Below are 21,845 nucleotides of genomic sequence, written 5' to 3' on the forward strand. Positions count from 1 at the left end.
AGGAACAAATATCGTAAAAATGGTATTCTGAAATCAATCTATTGAATGAGATTAGGTGGAAACGGTCCCGGTCACCCAAGGAGGTATTGACACAGGGGGAGGAGGATATGATTCGTTTCACAAAATCATTCGATATTTTTCACATTCCGGGAGGGGCGCCACCCATCTGGCCTCCCGGGCCTCCATCTGCAGGCATGCCTTCATCTGCAGGTCGGTTTGCTTCCATGAATGCCATGACAGCATCCAGATCACCGTCTTCAAGGGCTGTTTCGGCGTCAGTGGTGTCGATGCCGTCCGCCTGCATCATTTCGAGCTGTGCCAGAATCTCTTCCGTGGTCATCTCAGACATATCCCCCGGCGGCATGCCGCCCTGCGGGGAGGCACCGATTCCGGCTTCATCTGCGGGCATTTCAGCAGGTGCGTTATTGAGTATGTCATCAGGTTTCTCAACAGGTGGTTCAGCAGGTGCGTCAAAAGTTATCTCCTCACTGGGAGAGGGTACACCAGAAGATCCTGTACTTTCAGTCGTTGCAGACTGTGTGGTGCAGCCACAGGTAAGGATTATGCAGACCACAGCAAGACCTGCTATGACAGCCATTATTTTTTTACTTTTTTCCATAACGGGAACTCCTTTTCGTATATCCATTTCAGGCAGGGATGTATCGTCCCGGCCTCTGTTCATACGGTTCACCGGTTGAGGGATAAATGCGAAGAATGGCAGAGATTATTTGAATAAACCACACGGTTGCATGGTATTTTCGGGTGGTGTTATCTGGCAGTTGACTCTGTGGCCGCTGTGGGCAATGGAAGAACAAACTATTCTGCGACGGGAGCCACTTGACGAAAGGTTCGGGAATAAGAACAAAGAAAAAAAGCGGGTGTTCGGGAAATTTTAGAATGCAGGCATTTTCCTGACCATACCACCCGGATGGGTGCGATAAGAGTGGGGGGGAAAGAGCAGCACATACCCACGTTCATAAAAAAAGCACACTTTAAAAAAAAGAGGGAATGAACCCGATGGTATCACATCGGGAGTTTATTCATCCCTATTTGTTCTGTTTCCTGCTGATGAGGAGACCACCTACCGCAACAACTGCGACACAAAGGACACCCCAGAGCCAGAGCGAAGAACCGCCTGATGACCCCACAGGTATTCCGGCGGTATCTGTCGGAAGAGCCACTTCCGGCACCGCTTCTGCAAAGAGTGCATAGGTGCTGAAGTGACCAGCCGGAATCGTTAATTCTTGGCTGCTGGCATTCGGCGCTACTGGGAGAAACTCCCACTTACCGCTTGTGATGTTGAAACATGCAGCCTGTGCACCATCTCCATAGAGATCCCACTCCTCCTCGGTAAGAGGGAATGTCAGGTTAATTGCCGGGGTGAAGGTCGATCCATCAGGTGTGCAGTTGACGGCACGGAGCACCAGCAGGGACCCACTTCCCCCGGCGAATCCACTTTCCCCAGGGCCACTTCCCCCGGCAAACCCACTTCCCCCAGGGCCACTTCCCCCGGCAAACCCACTTCCCCCAGGGCCACTTCCCCCGGCAAACCCACTTCCCTCAGGGCCACTTCCCCCGGCAAATCCACTTTCCCCAAGGCCACTTCCCCCGGGGGATTCTAATGACGGGATCATTCCGACAGGAACCAGGACAATACTGACATTTTCAAGCGGAATGCCTGAGGCGTCCCGTGCCACCACACCGGCACCAATGGTGAGGTATGCCAGATTATCACCCGCCCGAATTATCACCGTACTATTAACAACACCGTCAGGACCCACCGGAAGCCGGGCGGTTCCGTTAAACACATTGGGATTTGCCACTGCGAATGGCGATGGTGGTGTCACAACCGACTCCGGGATAGGTATGGCCGTCTTTGGTGCCAAAGGCAGTGCCGAATCATCACTGTCTCCGCCATCTATAGAATTACATAATAAGAAGGAGACATAGGTGACTTCGTCTTTCGCCAGGGTAACAGTCCGGCTCGCAGAATGAGAACCATCTTTCACAACCGTCACATTGTAGACACCAACAGATTCACCCGTGAAGGCATGGTTTGTTACCTCTCCGGTTGAGACTCCGTTCAGGTAGATGGTCACACCTACCGGGTTTGATTCTACTTGAAGTGTTCCGTTTTCAAACGACCACTGGAAGATCGGGTACTGAATATTATATTCAGATACTTTCCATATTTTTGAAGAGTTGGCATTCGTGCTGATTATTTCCGTGTCCCAGCTAAGACCGTTACCTTCTGGTCCGGTTAAAAAACTATAGTCCTTAAATTTTGTAATATCAGTGATCTGATTTCCATACTTTCCACCAGTGTAACGGTAACAGTTCGTTATGGTGCCACCACGATTTAAGCCAAAAAGACCGCCGGCATGATTAACAGCAGCAGTTACATTCCCCGTTGCATAACAGTTCGTTATGGAGCCATTATTATAACCAACAAGACCGCCGGCATACCTATCTGCAGTCGCACTGCCCGTTGCATAACAGTTCGTTATAGTGCCCATATAATTCTGACCAACAAGACCGCCGGCATACCTATCTGCAGTCGCACTGCCCGTTGCATAACAGTTCGTTATGGAGCCATTATTATAACCAACAAGACCGCCGGCATACCTATCTGCAGTCGCACTGCCCGTTGCATAACAGTTCGTTATGGAGCCATTATTATAACCAACAAGACCGCCGGCATTATTACCAGCAGTGGCGTTCCCCGTTGCATAACAATTCGTTATGGTGCCACCAGAATTCTGACCAACAAGACCGCCGGCATAATCAACAGCAGTTACATTCCCTGTTGCATAACAGTTCGTTAAAGAGCCCCTATTCTCACCAACAATCACACCAACATTGGCATCCCCATGTACCCCATTGGCATCCGTTTCAACGTTTAAATTACGGATATTTCCACCCGAACCGACAACGCCAAAGAGACCGACTTCTCCTGAACCTACGGATAATTCGAAATTGCGTATCGTATACCCCTGACCGTCAAAAGTGCCGGTGAACGTATTACTAAGATTACCAATCGTTACTGTGGGACTGCCACCTTCGGCAAGATCGATATCATTCGTCACGATAAAATGTTTGTCCCAGTCGCCGGAGTGAGTGGACAGATATCTGATATCAGAGCTGTTATGTATCTGATACGGGTTTCCTGATGTGCCATCACCATCGCCACCGCTAGACTCTGAAAAGATAAACCCAACAGTTTTCGTTTCGCCGTCTGCCAGGGTAACATCTTTAGAGAGAGAATCATATCCTGCCAGTTCAACGGTAACATTATAGTCACCGACAGATTCACCCGTGAAGGTGTGGTTTGTTACATCTCCGGTTGAGACTCCGTTAAGATAGACACTCGCTCCCGACGGAGTGGAATTAATCTGTAATGTCCCAACCTCACGAACCAGCGTGAAATTCACATCTTCGGTATTATCTTTGGTAAGGGTGACAATCCGGCTCGCGGAATCATACCCGTATTTCAGAACCGTGACATTGTAAACACCGACAGGTTTGCCGGAAAGAGTCACGTTCGTGAGGTCACCAGTTGCAGTCCCATTCAGATACACACTCGCTCCCGAAGGAGTGGAATTTATCTGTAATGTTCCAACCTGCTGAACCAGCGTGAAACTCACAACTTCTGTTTCATCTTTGGTAAGGGTGACAGTCCGGCTCGCAGAATCGTAACCATCTTTCACAACCGTCACATTGTAGACCCCGACAGGTTTGCCGGAAAGAGTCACGTTCGTGAATGCACCAGTGGCATTCCCGTTAAGATAGACACTCGCTCCCGACGGAGTGGAATTTATCTGTAATGTTCCAACCTCACAAACCAGTGTGAAACTCACATCTTCTGTTTCATCTTTGGTAAGGGTGACAGTCCGGCTCGCGGAATCGTAGCCAGCCAGTGCAACTGTCACATTGTAAGTTCCAACAGGTTTGTCATCGAAGGTGACATTCGTGAGGGAACCGGTGTCAGTGCCATTCAGGTAAACGTTTGCTCCTTCAGGAACTGAGTTCACATTGATAGTTCCCACCTGGTGTTCAAGGAGGAAACTTACATCTTCGGTTTCGTCTTTGGACAAGGTGACTGTCCGGCTCGCAGAATCGTAGCCAGCCAGTGCAACTGTCACATTGTAAGTTCCAACAGGTTTGTCATCGAAGGTGACGTTTGTCAGTTTACTGGTGTCAGTGCCATTCAGGTAAACGCTTGCTCCTTCAGGAAATGAATTCACATTGAGTGTTCCAAACTGCTGTTCAAGGAGGAAACTTACATCTTCGGTTTCGTCTTTTGTGAGGATGACTGTCCGGCTCGCAGAATCGTAGCCAGCCAGTGCAACTGTCACATTGTAAGTTCCAACAGGTTTGTCATCGAAGGTGAAATTCGTGAGGGAACCGGTATCAGTGCCATTCAGGTAAACGCTTGCTCCTTCAGGAACTGAGTTCACATTGAGGGTTCCCACCTGGTGTTCAAGGAGGAAACTCACATCTTCGGTTTCGTCTTTTGTGAGGATGACTGTCCGGCTGGCAGAATCGTAGCCAGCCAGTGTAACTGTCACATTGTAAGTTCCAACGGGTTTGTCATCGAAGGTGAAATTCGTGAGGGAACCGGTATCAGTGCCATTCAGGTAAACGCTTGCTCCTTCAGGAACTGAGTTCACATTGAGGGTTCCCACCTGGTGTTCAAGGAGGAAACTCACATCTTCGGTTTCGTCTTTTGTGAGGGTGACTGTCCGGCTGGCAGAATCGTAGCCAACCAGTGTAACTGTCACATTGTAAGTTCCAACAGGTTTGCCCGTGAGGGTGACATTTGTGAGTTTACTGGTGTCAGTGCCATTCAGATAAACACTCGCTCCCGACGGAGTGGAATTAATCTGTAATGTTCCAAACTGCTGAACCAGCGTGAAATTCACATCTTCGGTATCATCTTTGGTAAGGGTGACAATCCGGCTCGCGGAATCATACCCATCTTTCAGAACCGTCACATTGTAGACGCCGACAGGTTGGCCGGAGAGGGTGGCATTCGTGAATGCACCCGTGCCAGTCCCGTTAAGATAGACACTCGCTCCCGACGGAGTGGAATTTATATGTAATGTTCCAACATGCTGAACCAGCGTGAAACTCACATCTTCGGTCTTATCTTTGGTCAGGGTGACAGTCCGGCTCGCGGAATCATACCCCTCTTTCACAACCGTGACATTGTAGACCCCGACAGATTCACCCGTGAAAGGATGGTTTGTTACCTCTCCGGTCGAGAATCCATTAAATGAGATGGTCGCACCTTCCGGGCTTGATTCTACCAGAAGTGTTCCGTTTTCAAACGACTGCCACTGGAAGATCGGGTACTGAACGTTATATTCAGATACTCTCCATATTTTTGAAGAGTCAGCATCCGTGCTGATATCTCCTGTGTCCCAGCTAAGACCGTTATTTGAGTCAGTTCCGGTTAAAAAACGAATGTCCTTAAATTTTGTAATATCAGTGATCAGAATACCAGAATCAATATCTCCACCAGTGTAACGGTAACAGTTCGTTATGGAACCACCATCATGACCAACAAGACCGCCGGCAAAATCAGCAGCAGTGGCACTGCCCGTTGCATAACAGTTCGTAATGGAACCACCATCATGACCAACAAGACCGCCGGCAAAACCACCAGCAGTGGCACTGCCCGTTGCATAACAGTTCGTTACGGAGCCAGAATTCCAACCAACAAGACCACCGGCAGAATCATCAGCAGCAGTGGCACTGCCCGTTGCATAACAGTCCATTATGGAACCACCATTGTCACCAGCAAGACCGCCGGCAGCAGAACCGGTAGTAGTTACATCACCCGTTGCATAACAATTCGTTAAAGAACCAGAATTACTACCAGCAAGACCGCCGACAGCAGAACCGGTAGCAGTTACATCACCCGTTGCAGAACAGTTCGTTACAGAGCCACCATCATTAGAACCAACAAGACCGCCGGCATTATCACCAGCAGCAGTTACATTGCCCGTTGCATAACAATTCGTTAAAGTATCATAATTAAGACCAGCAAGACCGCCAGCCATTGTACCAGTAGCAGTTACATTCCCTGTTGCAGAACAATTCGTTAAGGAGCCTAAATTCCAACCAACAATCACACCAACTCTGCTTTGCCCATGTACCCCATTGGCATCCGTTTCAACGTTTAAATTACGGATATTTCCACCCTTACCGACAATGCCAAAGAGACCTACATAATCACCAGCTATAGATAAGTTGAAATTGCGTATCGTATACCCCTTACCGTCAAAAGTGCCGGCGAACGTGATACTGAAATTACCAATCGTTGCTGTGGGACTCCCCCCAGAATCAAGATCGATATCATCCGTCACGATAAAAGATTCGCTCCAGTTGCCGGAGTGAGTGGACAGATATCTGATATCAGAGCTGGTATGTATCTGATACGGATCACCGGGTGTGCCGTTACCACCGCTATAAAAAGAAGTCCCAGCACTCGCAACACCAATCAAAACAACCATTGCAACAAATACTGCTGCAAAAAGAATCTTAGCGGTACCGTGGCCCGAAAAACCATGTCCGTAAACTATTTTATGAACGATACTCTCATCAAAATTCTGCATTTTTGTTCACACACCCAATACAGGATACCAAAAAATGATCACCAAAAAGAAAGCCTGCTATCGAAGACACCATATTCAGTGGTGGCCGGGACAGGAACTGCCGCACCACTGAAAAATAATTGGATACTGCAATCAACAGAATAAAGAGAGAGCACTTTTTCTGATGGAGCAGTTGTAACGATAAATGATACTCATTGAATGGCAGGCTCATAATCATTAAGCATATAATACTTTTTCGATCCCATAATAATACCTGTTACAAAATTACCGTTATATCTATTAACACACCACTCTCCCCGGATAATCCATTCAATGAACGATATTTCACCAATATCTCCATTATTCAGAAATAAAAAACGAAAACAGGCAATCAGTATGCTCAAAAAAATGAATGAGCATCTCTGTGAAAAGGGTCAGGGACGGAGGTTTCAGGGATAAACAGGCGGTGAATAATTTGGATGGAAATCAATTCCAATCCACCCGGAAACCTATATAAATGGACCGGTTCTGCGATGTGTGGCCAGGGAACCGGTTGTCTCTTCCAGAACAGAATTCTATTAAGAGGATGTATTAATGGGATTGGTGGGGAAGGGGAGCCATCCCTTTGAAGTGCAGTGATTAGTGTATCAAAATTGATGCCGGGAATTTTTGTCATACCGCAATTTCTCAACCTGCTCGGACGCATCACTGAAAATCCCATCATCTTCGATTGGTTCCAGATAGAGCGCAATAGCTTCCCTGATATTTTCTAAGGCTTCTTCACGCGTATCCCCCTCACTGATGCAGCCAGGAAGTGCTGGTACAACAACGGTATACCCACCTTCAACACTTGGTTCCAGAATGACACGTAATCTCATTGAATTGTTTCTCCCCGTATGAACACGTTAAGGTACGGGTAAGAGAGGCAGTCTGTGGGACAGTTCGCATGCAGAAGAGCAGCACATACTTATGTTCATAAAAAAAGGACACTTCAAAAAAAGAGGGAATGAACCCGATGGTATCACATCGGGAGTTTATTCGTCCCTATTTGTTCTGTCTCCTACTGATGAGGAGACCACCTACCGCAACAAGTGCGACAAGAAGGAGACCCCAGAGCCAGAGGGAGGAACCGCCTGATGACCCGGCAGGTATTCCGGTCATATCAGGCAGAGGCACTTCCGGCACTACTTCTGCAAAGAGTGCATAGGTGCTGAAGTGACTGATCTGAATCGTAATTGTCCTCGCATCTGCATCCGCCACACCTGCAATAACCTCCCACTCACCGGACGTGGTGTTGAACCATGCAGCCTGTGCTTCATCTCCATAAACATCCCACTCCTCCTCGGAAAGAGTAAATGTCAGGGTTATTGCCGGGGTGAAGGACACTCCCTCAGGCGTGCAGGAGTAGGCATACAATGCCCGTGAGTGTTCAATTAGCCCGATGGTTCCGGGCGACGGGATTGCTGTGACCGGCACTGCAACAATGCTGATGTTTTCCTGCAGAATGCCTGAGGCATCCCGTGCGGTGACACCGGCATCGATGGTAAGGTATCCGGAGGTGTCATCCGCCCGGATTGTCACTGGCCTTTGTGTTGCACCGTCAGGACCCACCGGAAGCAGGGCTGTTCCAATAAACTCATTGGGGTTTGCCACTGCCGGTGTCGATGGTGTTGTCACCGTCGACTCCGGGGTAGGTATGCTCGTTGTCGGAACCGGTGTTGGTGTTGGTGTTGGTGTTGGTGTAGGCTTTGGTGCAACAAACGGTGTAGAATCATCACTGTCTCCGCCATCATCCGGATAAGAAACAGTGACAAAGCGCTCTTTCTCCGCAGTTTTGCTGCCATACGCATTCGTCGCTGTGAGGGAGACGGTGTATACTCCCACACTCTGATAGGTGTGCACCGGGTTCTGCTCGACAGACGTCTCTCCATCGCCGAATTCCCAGAGCCATGCGGACGGACTCTCGGTGGTCTCGTCAGTGAACGTGACCGCAAACGGTGCGTATCCCGTGACCGGTGTTGCCGTGAAGTCGACGGCCATCGGGTTGGTGGTAGTGATGTATCCTACCTCTTCTGTGGTATCCTCACCCACCACATTCGTAACCGTCAGGGCAACGTCATACACACCAGTTGTGGTGTAGGTATGTACCGGATTCTGCTCTGTTGATGTCTCTCCGTCACCAAAGTCCCAGGCCCATGAATCAGGGCGACCACTGGAATAATCGTAGAACTGCACCGGGAGCGGGGCCATGCCTGCTACCGGGACAGCAGAGAATGTAGCCAGAGGTGCTTCATTCACGCTGAATGAAACCAGTGCCTTGAATGAGAAACCGTCCGGCGAGAGGGCCGTAAAGGTGTATACCCCATCTGCATAGGTGTAGGTCGTTTCAAGCATCGTGACGCTGCCGTCGTGAGCCATGCTCATAATCGTGAAATCGTCCGCACCGCCCCAGGCATTCACATACAATTCTGGTGCACTCATCACAATGACCGCATCGGTGACCGTGATGCCGCCGAACGCGGATTTATTGATCTCCATGGTGTAGGCCACTTCTTCGAGTTCTGCACCCATCTGGTCCAGAACACCAAGCTGGAAGGCCCGGCCCATGGTCTCATTCACCGCACCACGGGTGATGGTGACGTCAAGACCGGTATCCGGATTCATCAGGGCAGAGAGCCCCCCGGATATATCGGCACTGATACCAGTGGAAACATTACCCACATCACCACCAAGGTCAGCGGAGCCGGAGATGTTTCCAATCTCTGCACCGGTGCATTCACCGGTCCATTCAGAGGATACATTCTGCAGTCCTCCGGTCTGGATGGTGATATCAATGCCAGGGTTCCGGACGATAATGGTCGTGTTGTCACCGGTGATGGTGGCATTCTGATTTTCTGCGAGATTGATAGACACTTCCTGCGTGTCATCGTCGAAGGTCATGTTCGCAACGGTGACCGGTTGATCATCCGTGAGGGAAGCATGAACCGGTGTGATGGATATATATCCGGGTTTCAGATCATCGAAACGATAGGTTGCGTTGTCCCGTGTCCAGCAGGGGTTTACCAACCGGATCTCATATTCACCGGGCAGTCCGTTGGAATGCACGTTGATGTCAACGAGCGGGATGGATTCAATTCCGGTTATCGTGTCCGGGGCTGTTGCACTGACTTTGAGCCAGCCATTTTCATTTTTGATAACGGAGTCAACCAATAATCCGGAGATGGTGCCATTTGCCCGGACATCAGTCACTGACATAACCGTCCGGTTAAACTCCATGATGAAGGAGAGGTTTTTCACGTCATTGAGGGCGGATGCACTGACAGTCAGGTATTTGGAGGATTCAACAGGCAGGGTGCCATTGGGTGCCCCAATCACGGTGCGGGCTTCGACATCGATGGCACCGTCATTGCGGACGACCGGGCATTCAATACCTGCATTTTCTGCATGTGCGTCCGTGATGGTCAGTTTCGCAGTTTCCCTAAGTCCTGAAATGCTCTCCGTTGCCCGGAAGGTGATGTCTGCCACCGGAGAGGCAGAATCAGCGGTGATGCCTATGTCATCAGTGATACCAATGGTGACAAGACCGTTTGCGTTGTCAATAGTCTTTGTGAAATCTGCACTCACGGTGAGAGATGCCGGTGCGATATCCTCAACGGTAATGAACGCCGGGTCATATGCGATGGTAAAGCTCAGTTCGGTAATACCATCAAGACCATCGGCAGTTATCGGGAATTCTGCAGTATCATTAGCAGGGATTCTGCCGGATGGGGCACTGAGCCGGATTGCGGGTGTGCCACTGACGACGATATAATCTTTCGTTGTCACGGAGCCGGTGCCATATGCGTTGCCGGTTGTCAGGCTGACATCATATGCACCTTCGTTGGTGTATGTGTGCACGGGATTCTGTACTTCTGAATAGTTTCCGTCACCAAACGACCAGTTCCAGACATCCGGACTGCCGGTAGAGGTGTCAGTGAAGGTTACCTGAAGCGGTGCATCGCCCGAGAGCGGTGTGGCAGTGAATGACGCAACCGGTTCTGAACCAACGGGAGTCAGAGTGAAGGAGACATCTGCCGTCTGATTTTCTGACACGATGACACTCTGGATGGTGGTGTTATAATACAGCGATTTTACCAACCGGATGTCATGACTGCCGACGGGAATTGTGGGGAGAGTGGTGTTTGTCAGGACAGTGGTATTTCCGCCGTCAAGCCAGATCCAGGCCTCTTCCGGTGATGAGGTGACACTGATACTTCCTGCCTGTTGTGTCAGGGTGAAGGAGACATCGGTGACTTCGTCTTTTTCCACCGTTATGCTTCTGGTGACAGGAGTAAGAAATCCTGTTTTCTCCACTGTTATAGTGTGTATTCCGATGGGGACATTCCCCAGTGTGGTGTTTGTGAACTCTCCGGTATTCTCCCCGTCAAGCCAGATGGTGGCATCTGCGGGAGTGCTCGTAACCTGAATACTGCCGCTTTCATGCCCAAACACGAATGAAATCTCCGCAGTCTCCCCTTTCTCCACCATTACACTTTTGTTGGCCGGAGTAAGATACCCGGATTTTTCCACGGTGATATCGTGCGTTCCGGTGGGTATATTGGTAAGGGTTGTGTTGGTGAACTTTCCGGTGTTTTCGCCATCAAGCCAGATGCTGGCATCTGCAGGTGTTGAATTGACCTTCAGGCCACCCGTCTGGTGAACAAGGTCGAAGAAGACGGGAGTTGTCACAGCGTTTGTGACTGTGACCGAATCATTGATAGCAGTCTCGTAGCCCTCAAGGACAACGGTAACATTGTAGGTCCCGGTGGCAAGATCGTTCAGGGTTGTATTCGTGAAACCACTCGAAATGCCGTTCAGGTAGATGGTGGCATCTGCAGGTGTTGAATTCACCTGTAATATACCGGTCTGCTGCTCAAGACTGAAATCAACCTGTTTTGTCGTGGCATTCGTAAGGGTGACAGTCTCAGTCATTGTGCCGTAGCCAGACTTCACCACCGTCACGTTGTACTCGCCAACAGGCTGGTTGTCAAAAGTGAAGTTCGTAGATTCACCCGTTGCAACCCCATTCAGGTAGATGGTGGCATCTGCAGGTGTTGAATTGACCTGTAATATACCGGTCTGCTGCTCAAGACTGAAATCAACCTGTTTTGTCACGGCATTCGTAAGGGTGACAGTCTCAGTCATTGTGCCGTAGCCAGACTTCACCACCGTCACGTTGTACTCGCCAACAGGCTGGTTGTCAAAGGTGAAGTTCGTAGATTCACCCGTTGCAACCCCATTCAGGTAGATGGTGGCATCTGCAGGTGTTGAATTGACCTGTAATATACCGGTCTGCTGCTCAAGACTGAAATCAACCTGTTTTGTCACGGCATTCGTAAGGGTGACAGTCTCAGTCATTGTGCCGTAGCCAGACTTCACCACCGTCACGTTGTACTCGCCAACAGGCTGGTTGTCAAAGGTGAAGTTCGTAGATTCGCCCGTTGCAACCTCATTCAGGTAGATGCTTGCATTCGTCGGAGTGGAATTCACCTGTAATATACCGACCTGCTGCTCAAGAGTGAAATCAACCTGTTTTGTCGTGGCATTCGTAAGGGTGACAGTCTCAGTCTTTGTGCCGTAGCCAGACTTCACCACCGTCACGTTGTAATCGCCAACTGACTGGTTGTCGAAGGTGAAGTTCGTAGATTCACCCGTTGCAACCTCGTTCAGGTAGATGCTCGCGTTCGTTGGATTCGAGTTCACCTGTAATATACCAGTCTGCTGCACAAGACTGAAATCAACCTGTTTTGTCACGGCATTCGTAAGGGTGACAGTCTCAGTCTTTGTGCCATAGTCAGGCTTCACAACAGTAACGTTGTACTCACCTATCGGCTTATTGTCAAAGGTGAAATTCGTACATTCACCCGTTGCAACCTCATTCAGGTAGATGCTCGCGTTCGTTGGATTCGAGTTCACCTGTAATATACCAGTCTGCTGCACAAGACTGAAATCAACCTGTTTTGTCACGGCATTCGTAAGGGTGACAGTCTCAGTCTTTGTGCCATAGCCAGGCTTCACAACAGTAACGTTGTACTCACCTATCGGCTTATTGTCAAAGGTGAAATTCGTAGATTCGCCCGTTGCAACCTCATTCAGGTAGATGCTTGCATTCGTCGGAGTGGAATTCACCTGTAATATACCGACCTGCTGCTCAAGAGTGAAATCAACCTGTTTTGTCGTGGCATTCGTAAGGGTGACAGTCTCAGTCTGAGTGTCATACCCAGGCTTCACAACAGTAACGTTGTACTCACCTATCGGCTTATTGGCAAAGGTGAAGTTCGTGAAATTACCAGTCGCAACTTCATTCAGGTAGATGCTTGCATTCGTCGGAGTGGAATTCACCTGTAATATACCGACCTGCTGCACGAGAGTGAAGTCAACAAGTTCGGTGGTCGCATTTGTGAGGGTGACAGTCGCAGTCTTAGTGTCATACCCAGGCTTCACAACAGTAACGTTGTATTCGCCTATCGGCTGGTTGTCGAAGGTGAAGTTCGTAGATTCACCCGTTGCAACCTCATTCAGGTAGATGCTCGCGTTCGTCGGAGTGGAATTCACCTGTAATATACCGACCTGCTGCACGAGAGTGAAGTCAACAAGTCCAGTCGTCGCATTTGTGAGAGTGACAGTAGCAGTCTTAGTGTCATAGCCAGGCTTCACAACCGTCACGTTGTACTCACCTATCGGTTTATTGTCAAAGGTGAAGTTCGTGAAATTACCTGTTGCAACCTCATTCAGGAAGATGGTCGCTCCGGCAGGCGTTGAGTTGATCTGCAAATCACCCGTCTGGTAAACAAGGTCGAAGAAGACCGGAGTTGTCCCGCACTGCGATACATTCACTGATTCATTGATTCCGGGATAATAGTCATCAAGCACCACCGTCACATTGTGATTGACATCGGGGAAAATACCCGAAACAGAAGCATTCGTCTGCACCGAGCGGTTCACGCCGTCAATCCAGATCCATCCACCGGACGGAGCGGAGGTGATCCGGAGTTCTCCCATCACATTTGCAAACGGGGCAACGGTATGCATCTCATCAATTCCGGTCAGATTTGCAAAAACATACTTTTCTGCCGTGTTCACCCCATTAGTGCCGGCGACTTCGCCCCATCCATCTCCAGTGGTTTTCCACATGGTAAGCGACGATTCATTGAGCCCGGCAACATCAGCATCGATATAGCTGACATTCAAAAGCATCCAGCCCGGTGCGGTGACATCCACGAAGTGGCTGATGTTTTCATATCCCGCCGGGTTGGCAGGGGGTGTGACATGGGTGCCCGCGATCTGCATGGCGCCCTCGAAGGTGAAGGTCACAGATGTGCTCACCTCATCATCACATAATGTGAGATTTGTGAAGCTGACACCGGTGGAGAGGGTAGTTGCAGAGAAGTCGTCCCCGGTGCTGGTGCCTGCAGTGATATTGACAAATTCCACATCATCGGAGTCCAGAAGATAGCACCCGCCACCTTCATGCAATACGGTGTTGCCGGTATAGGTCGTATTGGAGATCTGTAGATTATCTGAGAGTTGGAAGAGGCAACCCCCACCATTATACGCGGTGTTATTCGCAAATGTCGAGTCTGTCACAACGACATTGTCTGTATCATAGGTTGACAACGCACCACCTTTCGCAGAATCATCGGTATCAGTTGCCGTGTTATTTTCAAAGGTCATACGGGTCAGGACAGGAGCCGGGCATTCACGGAAATACACTCCACCACCGCGATATGATGCCGAGTTGTCCCTACATACTGAATCCGTCAGGAGAAGATTCACGGATTTGGAGGCATACATCGCGCCACCATGTTCTCCTGCGATGTTATTCTCAAAGGTTGTGTCCGTGATTCTGCAGTTGTCAACCCAGGCGATAAACACCGCACCACCGGCATCTTCACTACCAGCACTGGACACTTCATTTCCAGCAAAGACACAGTCGGTGATGGTGAGTCCCTGAAGATGTGTACTTATAGTACCCTCTGCATGAACCCCGGCACCGGCACCGGCATATGTGTTCTCCGATATGTTGAGTCCCTGCAGGGTGACATTGCCTGCGGCGATGTTTATGGCCGGAGCATTCTGTAAGGTATTCGTCAGGAGCGGCCGGACGGGTGATCCGTCCCACTGCTCTATCGTTACATCCGCCGCATCGATGGTGAACCCGCCTTCGTAGGTGTGACCCTCAGTTCCCCAGATCTGGATGGTATCACCATCTCCGATTTCAGGAATGGCAGACACATCCGTATAGTTCCCGGAGCCTGCAATATGCGAGACACTCCAGACCATCGGGTGAACAATGGGTGTCAGGGAAAACGTAACGGGATCACTCAGACCGGCATTCGTGAGGGTGACGGTCTGCGCATCCGGGGTGAGATAGCCTTTTTCGGCAACAGTGATAGTATAATCACCAACAGGTTGACTTAGGAAGGTATAATTTGTACTCTCTCCGGTAGATTCTCCGTTCAGGTAGATTGTCGCACCTGCCGGGCTTGAGTGTACCTCAAATGTTCCATTTTCAAACGATTGCCATTGGAAGAACGGGTATTGAGCATTATACACAGATACTCTCCATGTTTTTGAAGAGTCAGCATCCATGCTGATTATTCCTGTATCCCATTTTAGACCATTATCTAAGTCTGATCCGGTTAAGAAATCATAGTCCTTAAATTTCGTAATATCAGTGATCAGAGTACCGTACGAATTGTCACCATTAGTGTAGCGATAACAGTTCGTTGGCATGCCCATAGTACCAATATTACCAACAACACCGCCGGCATAATTACTAGCAGTGGCAGTGCCTGTTGCATAACAGTTCATTAGACGGTAATCATTCTTACCAACAAGACCGCCGGCATAAGAACCAGTAGCAGAGGCGTCCCCCGTTGCATAACAATCCGTTATGTAGCCATCATTATAACCAACAAGACCGCCGGCATAATTACTAGCAGTGGCACTGCCTGTTGCATAACAATTCGTTATTTGGCCATCATTATAACCAGCAAGACCGCCGGCATAATTACTAGCAGTGGCAGTGCCTGTTGCATAACAATTCGTTATGAAGTCGTCATCACTATGACCAACAAGACCGCCGGCATAATCACCAGTAGCAGTGGCAGTACCTGTTGCATAACAATTATTTAAGGAGCCAGAAGTCTTACCAACAAGACCGCCGGCACAATCACCAGTAGCGGCGGCATTGCCCGTTGCAGAACAATTCGTTATGGAGCCAGAAGACCTACCAACAAGACCGCCGGCACAATCACCAGTAGCAGTGGCGTTCCCCGTTGCATAACAATTCTCTAAGGAGCCGCCAGCATTATAACCAACAAGACCGCCGGCACCACCAGAACCAGCATCGGCATCACCTGTTGCATAACAGTCCGTTATGTAGCCGCCAACATCACTATTATCTTCATTTTTACCAACAAGACCGCCGGCACTACCCAATGTAGCAGTGGCATCGCCCGTTGCATAACAATTCGTTATGTAGCTACCATAATTCCAACCAACAAGACCGCCGGCATAATCACCAGTAGCAGTGGCACTGCCTGTTGCATAACAATTCGTTATTCTGGCTTCAGAATACCAATTAAAACCAACAAGACCGCCGGCAGAATTACCATTAGCAACATAGGCAGTGCCTGTTGCAGAACAATTCGTTAAAGGGCCAGTATTATAACCAACAAGACCGCCGACATAATAATCTTCAGCAGTGGCATTCCCCGTTGCAGAACAGTCTATTATGGTGCCATCATTATGACCAGCAAGACCGCCGGCAGAATCACCATTAACAGCATAGGCATTGCCCGTGGCAGAACATTTCGTTAAGGTGCCCCCAAAATTCCCACCAACAAGACCGCCGGCATTACCCAATCTAGCAGTGACATTGCCCGTGGCAGAACAATTCGTTAAGGAGCCACCAGGTTGATTCCGTCCAACAAGACCGCCGACAACAGCACAAGCAGTGGCACTGCCCGTGGCAGAACAATTCGTTAAGGAGCCAGTACTATAACCAACAAGACCGCCGGCATTATAATCGATAGCAGTTACATCACCCGTTGCACAACAATTCGTTAAGGAGCCAGTATTATAACCAACAAGACCGCCGGCATAATCACCAGTAAAAGTGATAGCGGCAGCGCCCGTTGCAGAACAATTCGTTAAGGAGCCAGTACTATAACCAACAAGACCGCCGACATAATCATTACGAGCAGTGGCACTGCCCGTGGCAGAACAATTCGTTAAGGAACCAGTACTAAAACCAACAAGACCGCCGACATTACCACTACGAGCAGTGGCACTGCCCGTGGCAGAACAATTCTCTAAGGAGCCAGTATTATAACCAACAAGACCGCCGGCATACGTAGCAGTAGCAGTGGCACTGCCCGTGGCAGAACAATTCTCTAAGGAGCCAGTATTATAACCAACAAGACCGCCGGCATAATACATAGCAGTGGCATTGCCCGTTGCAGAACAATTCGTTAGTGTGCCATAATTATTACAACCAACAAGACCACCGGCATAACTATTAGCAGTGGCAGTGGCGCTGCCTGTTGCAGAACAATTCGTTAGTGTGCCATAATTATTATAACCAACAAGACCGCCGACATAACTATTAGCAGTGGCAGTGGCGCTGCCTGTTGCAGAACAATTCGTTAAGGAGCCATACTCATTACGACCAACAACCACACCAACATAACTTTTGCCAGATATCCCATCGGCATCCGTTTCAACGTTTAAATTACGGATCTCTCCATCCGAATTGACATAGCCAAAGAGACCGACATAATAACCCTCAAGAGATAACCTGAAATTGCGTATCGTATGTCCCTGACCGTCAAAAGTGCCAGAAAAATATTGAGAGTAATAATGAACACTATAATTACCAATCGTTGTTGTGGGATTATCTCCGGCAAGATCGATATCATTCGTCACGATAAAATATTTGTCCCAGTTGGCGGAGTCCGTGGACAGATCTTTAATATCAGTGCTGTTGCTTATCTGATACGGATCATCGGATGTACCGGCACCACCGCTATAAAGAGAAGAACCAGCACTCGCAACACCAGTCAAAACAACCATTGCAACAAATACTGCTGCAAAAAGAATCTTAGCGGTACCGTGGCCCGAAAAACCACGCCCGTAAACTATTTTATTAACTATACTATTATCCATATTTTGCATCTTCTTTCACCCAATACAGGATTCCAAAAAATGATCACCAAAAAGAAATCCCACCATCGAAGACACCATATTCAGCGGTGGCCGAGACAGGAACTGCCATACACCACTGAAAAAATAATAAAAACTGCAATCAAAAGAAAAAAGAGAGAACTTTTTTTCTGATGAAGCAATTGTTAAGATAAATGGCTCTTATTGAATGGCAGACCCAGGATCATTAAATATATAATATTTTTATGTCCCATAACAGTAACTATTTCAAAATTACCATTTTATCTTTTATAACACCATTCTGCCAGGATAATCCATTCAAACAACAATATTTCATTAATATCTCCGTTATTCAGAAATAAAAACAAAAACAGGCACACAGCATGCTCTAAAACAATAAACGCCTCTGTGGAACGGGTGCAGGACAGGGATTTTCAGATAAAAGAGCAGGCAGAAAATATTTTGAATGGAAATCAATTCCATCCCACCCGGAAACCTATAAAAAAGGACCGGTTCTGTGATGTGTGGCCAGGGAACCGGTTGTCTTCCAAAACATAATACTAATATGAGTATGTACTGATGGGATTAGTGTAGAAAGGGGGCTTCCCCGCTCATTGCTGACACAGGGGCGAGGGAAGGTATGGTCTTAAAAATAATCTCTTTGCCTTTCAAAAATGGTGGGGTAATTATTATTCAGCGAATAGGCCATCATGCAGGAATCCGGTGCCGGCATCGACAGACCAGTTCCCCTGCATGCGGGCATCCCTCCCAAAAAAAGAGAGGAGAATCGCAGACAGACCTATTCCGCTCTCAGTGCATCAATCGGGTCGAGTTTCGATGCCCGCCATGCCGGGTAGACACCTGACACGACACAGATAACGGCACCAATGATCATTCCTTCGGGGACGTTTATGATACTGTCCCATGCGAAGAAATACTCGGTCGTGCCGACCATCCCGAAGACGACCACATAGCCAATGATAAGGGACAGAATGGCCCCGATGCCCGCCCCGACAACGCCGATGATGGCCGCTTCATAGACGAACATCCTGAGGATTTCGTTCTTCTGCGTCCCGATACTGCGGAGAATTCCTATCTCACGGATACGCTCTGTCACAGACATCATCATCACATTGAAGATGGAGACGGCCGCCACAAGAAGCGAGATGCCTGCAATCGCAAGGGCAAAGCTCGTAATGGTCCCCAGTGTCGAAGATATCGAGTCAAGCATCCGGCTGGAATCCTCCACCTTGACTTCATTTTCCTTCTTATTCAGGGAATCTTCAATACTCTCTTTGACGGTATCAATCTCATCAATGTCATCGACAACCACATTCACCTGGGAATACTCATCCTCCCCGTCGTAACGGCCGGTAAAGAACTTCTCTGTCGTGATGATGGCACTGTCCGAGTTGATGTCCATCGACATACCACGTTCTTCGAGAATGCCTGTCACACGGACGGTTGTCTCACCCTCGTCATCGTCCTCATCGCCAATCGAAACCTTGCTCCCGACTTCGATGCCGTAGCGTTCGACTAAGTCCGGCCCGATGACAACCTGTGATGTGGTCGATGGGAAACTCCCTTCCGTAAGGGTGAGGATCTCCGTCATTGCCTCATCTTCCATCGCATAGATAGTTGCGTGGCCGCTGCTGTCACCCGTCTCGATACGATCGCTCTCCGAGTAGAGATAATAGACAAACGAGGAACCCGCGGCCTTTCGTATATCGTCGAACTGATCACTGGTCAGGTAATCTTCATCGTCATCACTACTGCTTCCTCCGCTGCCTGGGCCAGGCTCGCCGCCACCGCCGCCACTGTCAGCTGTTACCACAAGGATATTTGCCGTTGCCGAGAGCTCTTCAGTGACAGAGAGGGTCATATTCGCCGAGATCATGCCGATGGATGCAATTGCAACGACGCCTATCACAATTCCAAGGGCCGCTAAGACTGACCGCAGGAGGTTCAGGCGAACGCTGCGCACCGAGAGCTGGAATATAATATCGGGTTTTTTCATGCTATCCTCCCGTCCTGTATCCGGATGGTGCGGTCGGCGTACTTTGCTGTCGACTCATCGTGGGTCACCATGATAACGGTCCGCCCCTCCCGGTTGAGCCGGGCGAGCATCTCCATTATTTGGGTGCTGGTCTTCGAGTCAAGGTTCCCCGTCGGTTCGTCACAGAGGAGAATCGCCGGTTCGTTCACGAGCGCCCGTGCGACCGCCACCCGCTGCTGCTGACCGCCGGAAAGTTCCGCCGGACGGTGTGCGGCCAGTGCGGCGTCGATGCCCACCGAATCAAGGAGGGCCTGCACCCGGCCGGATGTGTCATACGTCCGGTCCTTGAGGACCAGCGGGTACTCGACATTCTCGTAGGCCGTCAGGAGGGGAATCAGGTTGAATTTCTGAAATATGTATCCAATCGAGTCCCTCCGGAGTGCCGTCAGGTCAAAGTCACTGAGTAGGCCGATATCCTGTCCTTCGATGCGGACTGTGCCAGAGGTGGGGACGTCCAGGCAGCCAATCTGGTTCATCAGGGTCGATTTCCCTGACCCGGACGGGCCCATGATGGCAACGAACTCTCCTTTCTCTATTCGAAGAGAGACGCCGTCGAGTGCATGGACATCCCCGGAGAGGAGGGGGTATATTTTGCGCACATCAACGAGTGCAATAACCGGTGTGGAGTCCATTATATAGTCCCTCTCACTTCTCTTTGTGCAGACGGGCCCGGATGCTGTCACGTGCCCGTGCAAGGAATCCCTTTCTCCATGCAACAAGACCGCCTACAATGATGAATATTCCAAGGATGATGGGAATCACGGGAATCTGTGCAAAGCCACTGCCCATGGAGCCAAACATACTTCTGTCGCCACCCGGCCCACCGTCGTTACTCCGTTCTGCAGGGGCGCCACTCTCGCCATCTGCTGAACTGACGCTGGTGCTGGTGCTGGTGACGGAGAACTCTTCTTCATAGATGTTCCCGTCCTCGTCCTTGTAGGTGACCAGAACCGGCACATCTCCTGAACCCTGCCTGGTATAGGTTACCTCAAACCCGGAGAAGTCGTCCGGTTCAAGAGCACCTATGACCGCAACAGGGTTTGGGCTGGTAGGCGTTCCCGGGTCTCCCACGGTTACCATAACAGAGTATGCCTCTTCAAGCCCGGCGTTTGTCACATCACCTGATACGGTGTACGTTGCACCGGACGAACTTACCTCAACCTCGTTTACCACGAGAGCCGCACTGGTCTTGTCTGTCCCGAAGGTCATGGGAATGGAAACCGTGGTGCTGTGTTCATTGACGCCGTTTCGGTAGTCCACGACAAAGGTCAGGTCACCCTCTTCTTCCGGGGTAATGGCAAAGGGGACTTCTGCGGATTTGTCTTTCGCAAGGTCGCCCACAAAGTAACTCGTCTGGTCACTCTTTATCCCGTCAGTGACAGGCGTAATCGTGATAGCGCTCAATTCACCATCACGGGGGTTGCCCACACGGACGGTGATATCCTCAGTCTTACCTTCGGTAAATGTCTCCGGAACATTCAGGAGTGATACCTGCGGCGTGCTGTCCTCCACAATCACCGGGATGGAGGTACGTAGCGACCCTGCGGATCCAAAGTCAAGGTAGAAGGACGGGTAGAAGATTCCTTCAGTGAGCCCTGCCTCCACCATGAAGGAAAATTCCATGGAATTCTTCCCACCGATGTCACCGACGACTTCGTAGGCATTGTCATTGACGACAACGAGGTCATTCGTGTAGAGCTTCGCACGGTCAATTGAGGCGCTTTCATCGCCGGAGTTCGTTATTGTTACCGTGATAAATCCCTGATCGCCCGGCATCAGTGTCTCAGGCGACTGGGTAATCCCGGTGACGGATATCTGGGATGCAGCATCTGAATCATCAGCAGCGGCTGCAATGCCGCAGAACGCCACAAGAATCAGAAGTGCAATACCTATTTTGTAATTCATATCTGTATGTCTCCGTATTGGTATACAACAGAACAATCTCACTCAAACAGGTATATATGAAGAAAATAGGGAGAGGA

7 protein-coding genes are annotated in these 21,845 nt (G+C 49.6%); all 7 read right to left on the minus strand.

All coding sequences use genetic code 11. The features are described 5' to 3' along the window. Positions 1 to 139: 139 nt before the first annotated feature. Complete coding sequence (locus L0665_RS03680) at positions 140 to 619, minus strand: hypothetical protein (RefSeq protein ID WP_274924355.1); 480 nt, start codon at positions 617 to 619, stop codon at positions 140 to 142. A gap of 427 nt (positions 620 to 1,046) precedes the next feature. Further along, a complete protein-coding gene (locus L0665_RS03685; RefSeq protein WP_274924356.1) occupies positions 1,047 to 6,620 on the minus strand; it encodes a PEGA domain-containing protein in 5,574 nt (1,857 codons plus the stop codon). Positions 6,621 to 7,246: 626 nt separating this feature from the next. Next, on the minus strand, positions 7,247 to 7,477 hold the full coding sequence (locus L0665_RS03690; RefSeq protein ID WP_274924357.1) for a type II toxin-antitoxin system HicB family antitoxin: 231 nt from the start codon (positions 7,475 to 7,477) through the stop codon (positions 7,247 to 7,249). Between the two features lie 166 nt (positions 7,478 to 7,643). Further along, positions 7,644 to 17,810, minus strand: coding sequence for a PEGA domain-containing protein (locus tag L0665_RS03695; protein ID WP_274924358.1), 10,167 nt, complete (start codon positions 17,808 to 17,810; stop codon positions 7,644 to 7,646). A 796-nt stretch (positions 17,811 to 18,606) separates the two neighbouring features. Next, positions 18,607 to 19,824, minus strand: a complete 1,218-nt coding sequence (locus tag L0665_RS03700) for an ABC transporter permease (RefSeq protein ID WP_274924359.1) — start codon at positions 19,822 to 19,824, stop codon at positions 18,607 to 18,609. Further along, positions 19,821 to 20,495: an ABC transporter ATP-binding protein gene (locus L0665_RS03705; RefSeq protein ID WP_274924360.1), complete on the minus strand. Its 675-nt coding sequence runs from the start codon at positions 20,493 to 20,495 to the stop codon at positions 19,821 to 19,823. The genes L0665_RS03700 and L0665_RS03705 overlap by 4 nt, the downstream gene beginning before the upstream one ends. Positions 20,496 to 20,508: 13 nt before the next feature. Next, positions 20,509 to 21,768 carry a COG1361 S-layer family protein gene (locus L0665_RS03710; RefSeq protein ID WP_274924361.1) on the minus strand — a complete coding sequence of 420 codons (1,260 nt, stop codon included), beginning with the start codon at positions 21,766 to 21,768 and terminating at the stop codon, positions 20,509 to 20,511. Positions 21,769 to 21,845 lie beyond the last annotated feature (77 nt).

Source organism: Methanogenium marinum (assembly GCF_028912405.1).
Lineage (GTDB): Archaea > Halobacteriota > Methanomicrobia > Methanomicrobiales > Methanomicrobiaceae > Methanogenium > Methanogenium marinum.